Source organism: Mycobacterium ulcerans subsp. shinshuense (assembly GCF_002355775.1).
In the GTDB taxonomy this organism is placed as follows: domain Bacteria; phylum Actinomycetota; class Actinomycetes; order Mycobacteriales; family Mycobacteriaceae; genus Mycobacterium; species Mycobacterium marinum.
Genome location: NZ_AP017624.1, coordinates 804,219 through 816,221, shown reverse-complemented (window position 1 = coordinate 816,221; position 12,003 = coordinate 804,219). Strand labels below are relative to the sequence as shown.

The following is a 12,003-nucleotide window of genomic DNA, read 5'->3' as shown; positions in this document are numbered from 1 at the left end:
CTCCCATACTGCCGGAAGACACGGGAGGCGAGCCACACCCGGTTGCCTACACGGGGCGGCGAGATAGGACAGAATTGATTTGTGTCTGGATGGCGGCGTGATCACCAGGGCCGAATGGCCGCGTCCCCGGGCCGCCGCACCCGAAACGGATCGGTCAGTGAGCACCCGGGGATGGCGAACTACCCCACCGACGGCCCCGGCAACCGTCGCACGCGCCGTCCACCGCCCATGCCAAGCGCCAACCGCTACCTCCCGCCGCTGGACCGGGAGCCGGAATCCGAAGACGACGCGGAGGGGAACGAGGCGCCCCCACCACCCCCGCGCGGTCTCAGCAGCGGTGAACGGATCACCGTCACCCGCGCCGCGGCAATGCGCAGCCGGGAGATGGGTTCGCGGATGTACTGGATGGTCCAGCGCGCCGCGACCGCCGACGGCGCCGACAAGTCGGGGTTGACCGCGCTGACGTGGCCGACGATGGCTAACTTCGCGGTCGACTCCTCGATGGCTGTGGCACTGGCCAACACCTTGTTATTCGCGGCGGCCAGCGGCGAGAGCAAATCCAAGGTGGCCCTCTACCTGCTGATCACGATTGCTCCGTTCGCCGTGGTCGCCCCGTTGATCGGTCCCGCGCTGGACAAACTGCAGCACGGCCGGCGCGTCGCGTTGGCGCTCTCGTTCGGACTTCGCACGGTGTTGGCCTTGGTGCTGATCATGAACTACGACGGGGCCAGCGGAAGCTTCCCGTCCTGGGTGCTCTATCCCTGCGCACTGGCCATGATGGTGTTGTCGAAGTCCTTCAGCGTGCTGCGCAGTGCCATGACGCCCCGGGTGATGCCGCCGTCCATCGACTTGGTGCGAGTCAACTCCCGCCTGACGGTATTCGGCCTGCTCGGCGGGACCATGGCCGGCGGTGCCGTCGCGGCGGGGGTCGAGTTCGCCTGCACCCGCCTGTTCGAGTTGCCGGGAGCGCTGTTCGTCGTTGTCGCGGTCACCGTGGCCGGTGCGCTGCTGTCCATGCGCATTCCGCGCTGGGTCGAGGTGACCGCGGGCGAGGTTCCCGCGACACTGAGCTACCACCGCGACCGTGGCAGGCAACGCCGAAGCTGGCCCGAAGAAGTCAAGAATCTCAGCGGAGCATTGCGACAACCCTTGGGCCGCAACATCATTACCTCGCTGTGGGGTAACTGCACCATCAAGGTGATGGTCGGCTTCCTGTTCTTGTACCCGGCGTTTGTCGCCAAGGCCCACGATGCCAACGGGTGGGTTCAGCTGGGGATGCTGGGCTTGATCGGCGCGGCGGCCGCAATCGGCAATTTCGCCGGAAACTTCGCTAGCGCTCGCCTACAGCTGGGTAGGCCGGCGGTGCTGGTAGTGCGCTGCACCGTGGTGGTCACCGCTTTCGCGCTGGCGGCCGCGGTGGCCGGCAACCTCGTGACTGCCGTCATCGCCACCTTGGTCACGTCGGGCTCGAGTGCGATCGCCAAGGCCTCACTGGATGCGTCGTTGCAACACGACCTCCCGGAGGAATCGCGGGCATCGGGCTTTGGCCGCTCGGAGTCGACCCTGCAGCTGGCATGGGTCCTGGGCGGGGCGGTCGGCGTGCTGATCTACACCGACCTGTGGATCGGCTTCACCACGGTCAGCGCGCTGCTGATCCTGGGTCTGGCACAAACAATTGTCAGCTTTCGGGGCGACTCGCTGATACCCGGCCTCGGGGGCAACCGTCCCGTCATGGCCGAGCAGGAGACCACGCGCCGGGGGACCGCAACGGCGGGAGTGGGACCGCAGTGAAACGCTGGATGACTGCGCTGATCGCAGTCGTGGTGCTGGGGTTGTCGGCGAGCGCGGGCGTCGGCGCCTGGCTACTGGCACGCAATTCCGATCCACAACGGCCCGAGATCAGCCTGTACTCACACGGGCACCTGACCCGGGTAGGTCCATACACGTACTGCGACGTGCTCAGGCTCGACGAGTGCCAGACGCCGCAGACTCAGGGCGAACTGCCGGTGACCGAACGCTATCCGGTCCAGCTGTCGGTCCCGCAGGTCATTTCCCGGGCACCGTGGCGGCTGCTGCAGCTCTACGACGACCCGACCAATACCACCGCCGTCATCTTCCGGCCGAACAGTCGGTTGGCTGTCACCATCCCCACCGTCGACCCGCAACGCGGGCGGCTCACCGGGGTGGTCGTGCAGTTGCTGACGTTGGTGGTCGATCCCTCCGGTGAACTGCGGGAGGCACCGCACGCGGAATGGTCGATGCGCGTGGTCTTCTAGCCACCTCATCGGCTCACCGGGCGGCGCGCCGTCGGCAGATCTTCGCGGGACCCCCAACAACTCGACATTCGCTCGGACGTGTCGGTACGGCCAGGCACCGTGTCGGCATGGAGATTTTGGACTGGCCGTTCCGGGGCACTGAAGCACTAGCCGCCGGAGCCGTCACACCACACCGGTTGCGGACCCAGTTCGAGATGGTTCACCGCAACGTGTACATCCCCCGCGGGAAGAAGCTGACGGCGGTGACGCGGGCCATCGCCGCGTGGTTGTGGTCGGGGCGGTCCGCAACGGCGGTGGGCCTGTCCCCCGCGGCGCTGCACCGCACGGGATGGATCGACGATTGGCTACCGGCCGAACCCAACCGACGGGGCCGGGACAAGGCGCGCGGCATCATTTCCCACAGCGCCTGCCTCGATGAGGACGAGGTATGCGTGCGCGACGGCATCGCCCTGACCACTCCGGCGCGCACGGCATTCGACCTCGGAAGGCGAAAAGGACTGACCACAGCGGTGATTCGACTCGATGCACTGACGCGTGCCACCGAGCTGAAGGTGGCCGACGTCGAGATGCTCGCCGAGCGACATCGCGGTGCTCGCGGGTTGATCCAGCTACGTCAGGCACTACCGCTGGTCGACGCCGGCGCCGATTCGCCCTATGAGACGCGAATTCGCTTGCTAATCATTCGATCTGGCCTGCCAGCGCCCCAAACCGAAATCAAGGTACTCGACGATTGGGGCGCGGTGGCGGCCCGGATCGGCATGGGCTGGCCGGAATGCAAAGTCGGCGTCGAATTTGACAGCGCAGGTCAGTGGAATAACGCGGCGCGCAGCGACGCTTTCGATCGATCGGCCGAACTCGAAGCGCGCGGGTGGACGATTGTTCGAGTCAACGCGCAGACACTGAAAAACCGGCCTGACATCGTCGTGACGCAGGTTCGACACGCGCTCGTGCGCAGAACCTAGGCTCCGTGACCGGCCGGGACCCGCTCCCCTGCGACCGGCGGCCCGGGCGGCGTGCCATCACCGAAGGGCCTGCCGCCCAGCGCTTCCCGTCCGTGCGGCGCCAACCAGCCAGCCAGATCGGGGCCTTTGGGAACAATCCCGGTGGGGTTGATGTCGGCGTGCACGATGTAGTAGTGCTGCTTGATTTGGACAAAGTCCACGGTATCGCCGAATCCCGGGGTCTGGAACAGATCACGAGCGTACGCCCACAACACGGGCATCTCGCTGAGCTTGTACCAATTGCACTTGAAATGACCGTGGTACACCGGATCGAAACGGGCCAGCGTGGTGAACAGCCGCACGTCGGCCTCGGTGATGGTGTCCCCCACCAGATAGCGTCGACTCGCCAGACGATCGCTCAACCAGTCCAATGCGCCGAACAGCCGATCGAAAGCGGCCTCGTACGCCTGCTGTGAGCCGGCAAAGCCACAGCGGTACACGCCGTTGTTCACTTCGGTGTAGATCCGCTGACTCACCTCGTCGATCTCGAGTCGCAACCGTGACGGGTACAGCTGCGGGGCGCCGTCGCGATGGTAGGCGGCCCACTGCGTGGACAAGTCCAAGGTCATCTGCGCGAAGTCGTTGGTGACCACCGCGCCGGTCGGTACATCGACGATCGCCGGAACGGTGATGCCCTTGGGGTACTCCGGGAAGCGCTTGAAGTAGGCGTCCTGTAGTCGCGGGATCTGCAACACCGGGTCCAGACCTTCGGGATCAAGGTCGAAGGTCCAGCTGCGCGCGTCATGGGTGGGTCCGCAAAAGCCTATGGAAAGAACGGGTTCCAAACCCAGCAGGCGGCGCACGATGATGGCGCGGTTGGCCCACGGACAAGCCCGGGCAACGATGAGGCGATAGCGACCGGGCTGCACCGCATAGCCGTCGCGCCCGTCGGCGGTGATGCGGGTGGTGATGTAGTTGGTGTCGCGGCTGAATTCACCGGCGCCGGCAACATATGATCCCATGGGTGGACAGCCTTACAGCTTCGCCTCGGCTGACGTCGAGTCAGGCAGGAAGCGCCGAGCCACATTCGGCTGCGTGGACGGCCCGGGCTCCCAATGCGCAATCCAGGGTCCGGTGCCCTCGGAAGGATCGATGATTCCATCCTCCAGCCAGGCATACCGACCCTCCAACACGTCGTTGGTCAGGCGGACATCGCCGACATCGGTGTTGGTCCACAACCCGTGGAACAGCGCTTCCACCCGCAGAGTCGCCTGTCCGCAGAATGCCTCCGCCAGCTCGTAGGCCTGCCGTCCGACGATCGGATCAGCGACCCGTTGGGCTTCGGCCCGCACGCATACCGCGGACATGGCGAACAATTCCGCACCGATGTCGACGATGCGACCGAGAAAGCCCTGCTTTTGTTCCAGCTTGGCCTGCCAGCGGGCCATCCCGTAGAAGGTGTTTCGGGCCAGCTTGCGAGTCGAGCGTTCGATGAATCGCAGATGAGCGGCCAGCGGGCCGAACTCGTGATACGCCTTGGGCCGCTGTCCCTCACCAAATACCAGCTGCGGCAACCATTTTGCATAGAACCCGCTGGCGCCAACCGCGGCTGCCGCCTTCTTCCGAAGATCGGTGTTGGGTTTGGCCAGATCCCCAGCGGCGGTCAGGTGCGCGTCTACCGCTTCGCGGGCAATGAGCAACCGCATGATCTCGCTGGATCCCTCGAAGATCCGGTTGATCCGAACATCACGCAACGACTGCTCCACCGGTGCCGCACGCTCACCCCGCGCAGCCAGTGACTCGGCGGTCTCATAGCCACGCCCGCCCCGGATCTGCAACAGCTCATCGGCGACCTGGCACGCCATCTCACTGGACCACAGCTTGGCCAGCGCCGCCTCGATGCGGATATCGTTGCGGCCCTCATCAGCCATCTGACCCGATATCTCCACCACCGCTTCAAGCGCGTACGTGGTGGCGGCGATGAACGAGATCTTGCCGGCGACCGCCTCGTGCTTGCCCAGCGGCTTGCCCCATTGCACTCGCTCGCCGGACCACTCACGCGCAATTTTCAGCGACCATTTGGCCACCCCCGTCACCATCGCGGGTATCGCCAGCCGCCCGGCGTTGAGGGTGGTCAGCGCGATCCGCAGACCATCCCCCTCCCGACCGATCAGATTCTCCTTGGGCACCCGCACGCGGTGCAGCCTGGTTACGCCGTTCTCGATGCCGCGCAGTCCCATGAATTTGTTGCGCCGTTCGACGGTGATTCCGGGTGAATCGGCCTCGACCACGAATGCGCTGATTCCACCCCGGTGCCCCTCACTCTTGGGCACCCGGGCCATCACCACCAGCAATTCGGCAACCACACCGTTGGTGGTCCACAGTTTGATCCCCTCGAGTTCGTAGGCCTGACCGTCGTCGATCGGTGTGGCCGTCGAGGCCAGCCGGGCCGGATCGGATCCGACGTCGGGCTCGGTGAGCAGGAAGGCCGAGATGGCACCGGCGGCGCACCGCGGCAAGAATTTCTTCTTCTGCTCGGGGCTTCCGGCGAGTTTCAGTGGCTCAGGCACACCGATCGATTGGTGCGCCGACAGCAGCGCGCCCAGGCTGGTGTGGACCGTCGATGCCAGCATCAGCGCGCGGTTGTAGGCAACCTGCGACATGCTCAATCCGCCATATTCGGACGGAATTTTCATGCCGAAGCAACCCAGTTCGGCCAGGCCCTTGACGTATTCATCGGGAATCTGGGCGTCTCGCTCGATGACGCTGCCGTCAATGGTGCCGAGAAACTCCTGCAGCCGGCACAGAAACGCCGCGGTGCGCGCCTCCTCGGCGTCCGACGGCCGGGGGAAGGGATTTATCAGCTCCAGCGGAAAGCGTCCGAGGAATAGCTCCTTCGCGAAAGATGGCTTATTCCAGCCACTTTCACGGGATTCCTCGGCAAGAGCTCGCGCTTGCTCCTCGGTGACCTGCGCCTGCTGTGCCATCGTTGCCTCCGCGCTACGACTTCACCGCGATAGGAAAAACCTGGTGCCGTACACAGGCAATACTACGGCGCACAACGGCAAGCGGAAGTGCCCGACGATGACGAACGCGGCCAGCGGGCCAGCCACTTTGAAAAAGCCCTGACGTCAACCCGATTCGATGCCCGAGCGGACGTATTGCGCCAACGGTTAAGCGTCGAGCTCCCGCGCCACGGCCTTGACCACCTCGGAGACCCGCCGGGCGGTCTTGCGGTCCGGGTAGCGCCCCTTGCGCAGCTCTGGCTGCACGGTGCTCTCCAGCAGCGTGATCATGTCCTCGACCATGCCGTGTAGCTCGTCGGGGCTGTGCTTGTGCTCAACGGCCTCGCGGCGGGTGCGGGTGAGGCTCGGTGGCGGGTCGAGCAATTTGAGGCTCAACGCCTGCGGTCCGCGCCGCCCGGACGCGATACCGAATTCCACCCGCTGCCCCGCTTTAAGCCCCTCGACGCCTGCCGGCAACGCAGAGGAACGAACGTAGACGTCCTCGCCCTCCTCCTGCGACAGGAAGCCGAACCCCTTGTCGGAGTCGTACCACTTCACCTTGCCGGTCGGCACTGCTCTCACCTGCTTGTCTGACGGATCACTGGGTTTACAACAAAAAGATGCGTCCCGCATGCGCAGGACGCGAGGACGATCACAGATCCTACTCGGATGCTGGCCCGCCAAGCATCCCTGTTTATCCGGCACTCGGTAGGCTGGCACCACTGCTGGAGGAGATATGCGCCTAATACTGAACGTTATCTGGCTGGTGTTCGGCGGCCTTTGGCTGGCCCTGGGTTACCTGGTCGCGGCGCTGATCTGCTTTCTGCTCATCGTGACCATTCCGTTCGGCTTCGCGGCGTTGCGGATCGCGTCCTACGCGTTGTGGCCGTTCGGCAGAACGATCGTCGAAAAGCCCAGCGCTGGAACCGGCGCCCTGATCGGCAACGTCATCTGGATCCTGCTGTTCGGGCTTTGGCTGGCCATCGGGCACCTGGTCAGCGCGGTGGCGATGGCGATAACGATCATCGGGATCCCGCTGGCGCTGGCCAACCTCAAGCTGATCCCGGTGTCACTGGTTCCGCTGGGCAAGGAGATTGTTTCCGCCGACTGGCCGACCCGATACGAGCGGGTGGCCCGATGACGGTGACCGCGCTGGGCGTCCCGACGGTGCGTGGCCGGTCGGAAGGCTCGGCGATCGCATCCGACGCACCGGGCGATGGTCCGCTGCTGGATCGCTTTGGCCGGTCCGCCACCGACTTGCGGGTGTCACTAACCGACCGCTGCAATCTGCGCTGCGGTTACTGCATGCCCGCGGAAGGCCTGAACTGGCTGCCCGGCGAGCAGCTGCTTGGACCGGCGGAGCTGGCCAGGCTGCTCCGCATCGCGGTTACCCGGCTCGGGATCACCAGCGTGCGGTTCACCGGCGGCGAGCCGCTGTTGGCCCGGCATCTCGAAGAGGTGGTCGCGGCGGCGGCCCAACTGCGGCCCCGCCCGGAAATCTCGTTGACGACCAATGGTGTGGGTCTGGCGAAGCGGGCAGCGGCATTGGCGGAGGCGGGTTTGGACCGGGTCAACGTGTCGCTGGACACCGTGGACCGCGCCCACTTCGCGGCCGTCACCCGCCGGGACCGGTTGACCGATGTGCTGGACGGCCTGGCCGGCGCCAGGGCTGCCGGTTTGACTCCGGTCAAGGTCAACGCCGTGCTGGACCCCGAGACGGGCCGCCAAGACGTCGTCGAGTTGCTGAGATTCTGTTTGGAGCAAGGCTACCAGCTGCGGGTCATCGAGCAGATGCCACTCGACGCCGGACATCAGTGGCGGCGCAACGCGCTGCTGGGCTCCGACGATGTGTTGGCGGCGCTGCAACCCCATTTCCGGCTTCGGCCTGATCCAGCGCCACGCGGCTCGGCTCCTGCCGAGCTCTGGCTGGTCGACGCCGGTCCTGACACGCCCGCCGGTAAGTTCGGGGTCATCGCCTCGGTTTCGCACGCGTTCTGCTCGACGTGTGACCGCACCCGGCTGACCGCCGACGGTCAGGTCCGCAGCTGCCTGTTCTCCACCGAGGAAACCGACCTTCGCGGGTTGCTGCGCGCCGGCGCCGGCGACGAGGCGATCGAAGCGGCGTGGCGCGGCGCGATGTGGGCCAAACCGGCCGGCCACGGGATCAACAACCCGGATTTCGTCCAGCCCCAGCGCCCCATGAGCGCGATCGGTGGCTAGCCCGAAGGCGCCCGTGCCCGATCAGCCCGCCGGGATCGAGGTCACCGTTCGTTACTTCGCCGCCGCACGGGCGGCGGCGGGGATCGAGTGCGAAACGGTCGGGTTGCGGCCTGACGCCACCGTTGCCGAGTTGGTCGACACGCTGGCCGGCCGGAGCACGCGGCTGGCGACGGTGTTGGGCCGATGCTCTTACCTCAGGGACGGAATTGCTGTCCGAAATGACGCCACCGCGTTATCCACCGGCGACACGGTTGACGTACTCCCGCCATTCGCCGGCGGCTAAGCCCTGTGAATTGCCTCACGTAACGGAACGATAACGACCGGGACACGAGGTGATGTCGGGACGCTATGAGCTGCGGAAACAGTGGTCTTTCCTGGCGTTTTAGCCCACGGTTGCGCGGAAAACACCTCATTACTTCGTGCGTGACGAGAACGCCTGAAACCGCTACCGTCTCTCAGGGCTGGTCAACCGAACCCAACTGACTTGCCTGCCCTCCCTACAACGCGCCGAGCTCCATCCGGTAGGCGGGGGATTCCGACCCACGGATGGAGGCGGGGGACCCACCAGGTCCACCGAGATCGGACCGGGCCCTTCACAGCCCTTGGGGTGAAGCCGACGTCGTCCCACAGATGTAGTACGACGCCGGCCGGGTAACCTCTCCAACCCGAACCCGACAGCTGACCTCGCAGGCGTGTACCGAGAGGAATTACTGAACGTATGAGTGGACGTCACCGTAAGCCCACTACCTCGAACGTCAGCGTCGCCAAGATCGCCTTCACCGGCGCGGTGCTCGGCGGCGGTGGTATCGCCCTTGCCGGCCACGCGGCCGCGGCCACCGACGGCGAATGGGACCAGGTGGCCCGTTGCGAGTCTGGCGGCAACTGGGCGATCAACACCGGCAACGGCTACTACGGCGGCGTCCAATTCGCGCAGAGCACCTGGGCCTCCCACGGTGGCGGCGAATATGCGCCATCCGCGCAGCTGGCCAGTCGCGAAGAGCAGATCGCGGTCGCCGAGCGCGTCCTGGCCACTCAGGGCCGCGGAGCCTGGCCGGTATGCGGACACGGCCTGTCGGCCGCCACTCCCCGCCACGTCCCCGCTCCGGCCGCGCTGGATGCCCCGCTCGACGCCCCCGGAATCAACGGCGAGCCGGCACCGCTGGCCCCGCCCCCCGGAGATGACGTCCCGCCCCCGGCTGACCCGGCACCCCCGGTAGAGCTGGCGGCCAACGACGTGCCCGCGCCGGCCGACCTGCCGCCCGCTCCGGAAGACCTGCCGCCGGCCCCCGAAGACCTGGCACCCCCGGCCCCGGCCGACCTGCCCCCCGCCCCAGAAGACCTGCCGCCCGCGCCGCAGGACCTCCCCCCTGCGCCTGAGGATGTGGCCGCGCCCGCGCCGGCCGACTTGCCGCCGGCGCCGGAGGACGTGGCGCCCCCGGTGGAGCTGGTGGGCAACGACGTGCCCGCCCCGGCCGACCTGCCGCCGACCCCCGAAGACCTGGCACCGCCGGCCCCGGCCGACCTGCCGCCGACCCCCGAAGACCTGGCACCGCCGGCCCCGGCCGACCTGCCGCCGACCCCCGAAGACCTGGCACCGCCGGCCCCGGCCGACCTGCCGCCGGCCCCCGAAGACCTGGCACCGCCGGCCCCGGCCGACCTGCCGCCGGCCCCGGCCGACCTGCCGCCGGCCCCGGCCGACCTGCCGCCGGCCCCCGAAGACCTGGCACCGCCGGTGGACGTCCACGAGGCTTCGACCGTCGCCTACACCAAGAAGTTGTGGCAGGCGATCGTGGGACAGAACATCAGCGGCAACGACGCGCTCGACGCGCTCGCGCAGCCGGCCGTCTTCGCCTGAGACAGGGTCACCCCTAAACCGACGGGCGCGGAAAGCCGAGCGGGTTAGGCGGAACCCACCCATTCTTCGGAACCATCACCGAAGAACTGGTGCTTCCACACCGGAAGCCGCGCCTTGATCGTGTCGACCAACTTCGCGCACGTGGTGAACGCGGCCTCGCGATGATCGGCAGCCACGGCGGCCACCAAGGCTGCATCGCCCACGTGCAGGACCCCGATTCGGTGGCTGGCCGCGACCGCGCGCACACCGGCGGCGTGTTGGGCGACATCGGCCACCACCTCGGCTAGCACCTGGCCGGCCGACGGGTGCGCGGAGTACTCCAGCCGCAACACTTCCCGGCCACCATCGTGGTTGCGCACCACCCCGACGAAACCGACGACAGCTCCCGCCGACGGCCGGCCCACCAGTTCCTCGTGTTCGGCCAGAGAGATCGGCTGGTCGGTCAGCAGGGCCCGCACAACCTGCGTCATCGCCGGTGGTCTTGGCCAGCGATTTGATCGAGCGCGTGGTGCACGACGTCGGCGAGCACATCCAACCCGTCCCGAACGCCGCCAGGTGAACCAGGCAGGTTGACGATCAAGGTTTGGCCGGCCACACCACACACCCCTCGGGACAACACCGAGGTCGGAACCTTCGGCAGGCCGGCGCGCCGGATGGCGTCGGCCAATCCCGGGATCACAAAGTCCAGCACCGCCACGGTCTGCTCCGGGGTCGAGTCGGTAGGCGAAATCCCCGTGCCGCCCGAGGTGATGATCAGGTCCACCTGGGCCTCGACCGCGTCCTGCAGCGCCTCGCCGACCGGGTTACCGTCGGCGACCACCTTGGATTCCAGCGGCGAAAAGCCGCGTTGCTCAAGCCATTCAGCGATAATCGGCCCGCATTCATCGGTGTACACACCGGATGCCGCACGCGTTGAAGCGATGATGATTTGGGCCGAGCGAGCCGTGCTCACCTCGACCAGCTTCCGCTGCGCCCGCCCTGTTTGCTGAGCACCCGGACATCGTCGATACGAGCGGCTGGGTCGACCGCTTTGATCATGTCGTAGAGCGTAAGGGCCGCGACGCTGACAGCGGTCAGTGCCTCCATCTCGACACCGGTTCGGTCGGTGCTGCCCACCGTCGCGGTGATCTCGACATCCGCCTCAGCCATGGTGAAATCAACGTCGACACCGGTCAGGGCGAGCTGATGACACAGCGGGATCAAGTCACTGGTGCGTTTGGCCGCCAGAATTCCCGCCACCCGCGCGGTGGCCAGCGCATCCCCCTTGGGCAGGCCGCCGCTCGAGATCAGCGCCACCACCTCCGTCGAGGTGCGCAGAAAGCCCGCAGCAATAGCCGTGCGTCTGGTGGCCCCCTTCTCGGTGACGTCGACCATGTGCGCGGCTCCCCGCTCATCCAGATGCGATAGCCCACCTGAGGGATAAGAGCCTGCCCCGGGTGTCGCCGATGCCGCGGGGGCCTTGGATGCGTTGGGGGGCTCGGCCATCCCAACGACTACCTGTTGACGACTGTCACCGGGTGCAGGTAGGGCAGATCGTCTGCGGCCAGCGGAAACACCACCTCACCGAACGGAGACAGCGCCCCTGTTCGGTCGGTCACCAGCTCGCTCACGGCGTGGTCATCCGGATCCGTGGTCGGCCAGCCGTTGTCCACGTACTTGCTCTTACCCGCCTTGCCTTCAGCAATGTCAGCCACGGCGTCCATTCT

14 protein-coding genes and 1 riboswitch are annotated in these 12,003 nt (G+C 66.7%); of the genes, 7 read left to right on the top strand and 7 right to left on the bottom strand.

Features of this window, described 5'->3' with window-relative positions:
* Positions 1-114 precede the first annotated feature (114 nt).
* The 3 genes from SHTP_RS03930 to SHTP_RS03920 all read left to right on the top strand — a co-directional run bounded on the left by SHTP_RS03930 (position 115) and on the right by SHTP_RS03920 (position 3,238).
* Positions 115-1,791 (top strand): MFS transporter, encoded by a 1,677-nt coding sequence (locus tag SHTP_RS03930; protein ID WP_096369834.1) that lies wholly within the window; start codon positions 115-117, stop codon positions 1,789-1,791.
* 8 nt (positions 1,792-1,799) lie between these two features.
* Positions 1,800-2,276, top strand: a complete 477-nt coding sequence (locus tag SHTP_RS03925; RefSeq protein ID WP_420866645.1) for a DUF2771 domain-containing protein — start codon at positions 1,800-1,802, stop codon at positions 2,274-2,276.
* A gap of 107 nt (positions 2,277-2,383) precedes the next feature.
* Positions 2,384-3,238, top strand: a complete 855-nt coding sequence (locus tag SHTP_RS03920) for a hypothetical protein (RefSeq protein WP_096369832.1) — start codon at positions 2,384-2,386, stop codon at positions 3,236-3,238.
* Here SHTP_RS03920 and SHTP_RS03915 read toward each other — a convergent pair.
* From SHTP_RS03915 to SHTP_RS03905, 3 genes are all read right to left on the bottom strand, one after another.
* Complete coding sequence (locus SHTP_RS03915; protein WP_020726538.1) at positions 3,235-4,239, bottom strand: glutathione S-transferase family protein; 1,005 nt, start codon at positions 4,237-4,239, stop codon at positions 3,235-3,237. The genes SHTP_RS03920 and SHTP_RS03915 overlap by 4 nt on opposite strands.
* Before the next feature lie 12 nt (positions 4,240-4,251).
* Positions 4,252-6,204: an acyl-CoA dehydrogenase family protein gene (locus tag SHTP_RS03910; protein WP_096369831.1), complete on the bottom strand. Its 1,953-nt coding sequence runs from the start codon at positions 6,202-6,204 to the stop codon at positions 4,252-4,254.
* Positions 6,205-6,390: 186 nt separating this feature from the next.
* Positions 6,391-6,795, bottom strand: a complete 405-nt coding sequence (locus SHTP_RS03905) for a cold-shock protein (protein ID WP_012396202.1) — start codon at positions 6,793-6,795, stop codon at positions 6,391-6,393.
* Between the two features lie 163 nt (positions 6,796-6,958).
* Here SHTP_RS03905 and SHTP_RS03900 point away from each other — a divergent pair, with 163 nt between their 5' ends.
* From SHTP_RS03900 to SHTP_RS03885, 4 genes are all read left to right on the top strand, one after another.
* A complete protein-coding gene (locus SHTP_RS03900; RefSeq protein ID WP_011738640.1) occupies positions 6,959-7,363 on the top strand; it encodes a YccF domain-containing protein in 405 nt (134 codons plus the stop codon).
* Complete coding sequence (gene moaA / locus SHTP_RS03895) at positions 7,360-8,442, top strand: GTP 3',8-cyclase MoaA (protein WP_015357110.1); 1,083 nt, start codon at positions 7,360-7,362, stop codon at positions 8,440-8,442. The genes SHTP_RS03900 and moaA overlap by 4 nt, the downstream gene beginning before the upstream one ends.
* A 13-nt stretch (positions 8,443-8,455) precedes the next feature.
* Entirely contained in the window at positions 8,456-8,725 is a 270-nt protein-coding gene (locus SHTP_RS03890; RefSeq protein WP_012396204.1) for a MoaD/ThiS family protein, read from the top strand.
* Between the two features lie 212 nt (positions 8,726-8,937).
* Positions 8,938-9,151, top strand: a riboswitch (cyclic di-AMP (ydaO/yuaA leader).
* A 9-nt stretch (positions 9,152-9,160) separates the two neighbouring features.
* A complete protein-coding gene (locus SHTP_RS03885; protein WP_096369830.1) occupies positions 9,161-10,297 on the top strand; it encodes a transglycosylase family protein in 1,137 nt (378 codons plus the stop codon).
* A gap of 44 nt (positions 10,298-10,341) precedes the next feature.
* Here the strand turns inward: SHTP_RS03885 and SHTP_RS03880 are convergent, their stop codons facing one another.
* The 4 genes from SHTP_RS03880 to SHTP_RS03865 are packed head-to-tail and all read right to left on the bottom strand — an operon-like array spanning position 10,342 to position 11,991.
* Positions 10,342-10,767 carry a molybdenum cofactor biosynthesis protein MoaE gene (locus tag SHTP_RS03880; protein ID WP_011738644.1) on the bottom strand — a complete coding sequence of 142 codons (426 nt, stop codon included), beginning with the start codon at positions 10,765-10,767 and terminating at the stop codon, positions 10,342-10,344.
* A complete protein-coding gene (locus tag SHTP_RS03875) occupies positions 10,764-11,249 on the bottom strand; it encodes a MogA/MoaB family molybdenum cofactor biosynthesis protein (protein ID WP_011738645.1) in 486 nt (161 codons plus the stop codon). The genes SHTP_RS03880 and SHTP_RS03875 overlap by 4 nt, the downstream gene beginning before the upstream one ends.
* On the bottom strand, positions 11,246-11,782 hold the full coding sequence (gene moaC / locus SHTP_RS03870; RefSeq protein ID WP_096369829.1) for a cyclic pyranopterin monophosphate synthase MoaC: 537 nt from the start codon (positions 11,780-11,782) through the stop codon (positions 11,246-11,248). The genes SHTP_RS03875 and moaC overlap by 4 nt, the downstream gene beginning before the upstream one ends.
* Positions 11,783-11,790: 8 nt before the next feature.
* Positions 11,791-11,991, bottom strand: coding sequence for a hypothetical protein (locus tag SHTP_RS03865; protein WP_172607222.1), 201 nt, complete (start codon positions 11,989-11,991; stop codon positions 11,791-11,793).
* Between the last annotated feature and the right edge of the window lie 12 nt (positions 11,992-12,003).

Coding starts and splice junctions, on each gene's coding strand:
- SHTP_RS03930 (WP_096369834.1), top strand. CDS start 115: ATGGCCGCGTCCCCGGGCCGCCGCACCCGAAACGGATCGGTCAGTGAG.
- SHTP_RS03925 (WP_420866645.1), top strand. CDS start 1,800: ATGACTGCGCTGATCGCAGTCGTGGTGCTGGGGTTGTCGGCGAGCGCG.
- SHTP_RS03920 (WP_096369832.1), top strand. CDS start 2,384: ATGGAGATTTTGGACTGGCCGTTCCGGGGCACTGAAGCACTAGCCGCC.
- SHTP_RS03915 (WP_020726538.1), bottom strand. CDS start 4,239: ATGGGATCATATGTTGCCGGCGCCGGTGAATTCAGCCGCGACACCAAC.
- SHTP_RS03910 (WP_096369831.1), bottom strand. CDS start 6,204: ATGGCACAGCAGGCGCAGGTCACCGAGGAGCAAGCGCGAGCTCTTGCC.
- SHTP_RS03900 (WP_011738640.1), top strand. CDS start 6,959: ATGCGCCTAATACTGAACGTTATCTGGCTGGTGTTCGGCGGCCTTTGG.
- moaA (WP_015357110.1), top strand. CDS start 7,360: ATGACGGTGACCGCGCTGGGCGTCCCGACGGTGCGTGGCCGGTCGGAA.
- SHTP_RS03885 (WP_096369830.1), top strand. CDS start 9,161: ATGAGTGGACGTCACCGTAAGCCCACTACCTCGAACGTCAGCGTCGCC.
- SHTP_RS03880 (WP_011738644.1), bottom strand. CDS start 10,767: ATGACGCAGGTTGTGCGGGCCCTGCTGACCGACCAGCCGATCTCTCTG.
- moaC (WP_096369829.1), bottom strand. CDS start 11,782: ATGGCCGAGCCCCCCAACGCATCCAAGGCCCCCGCGGCATCGGCGACA.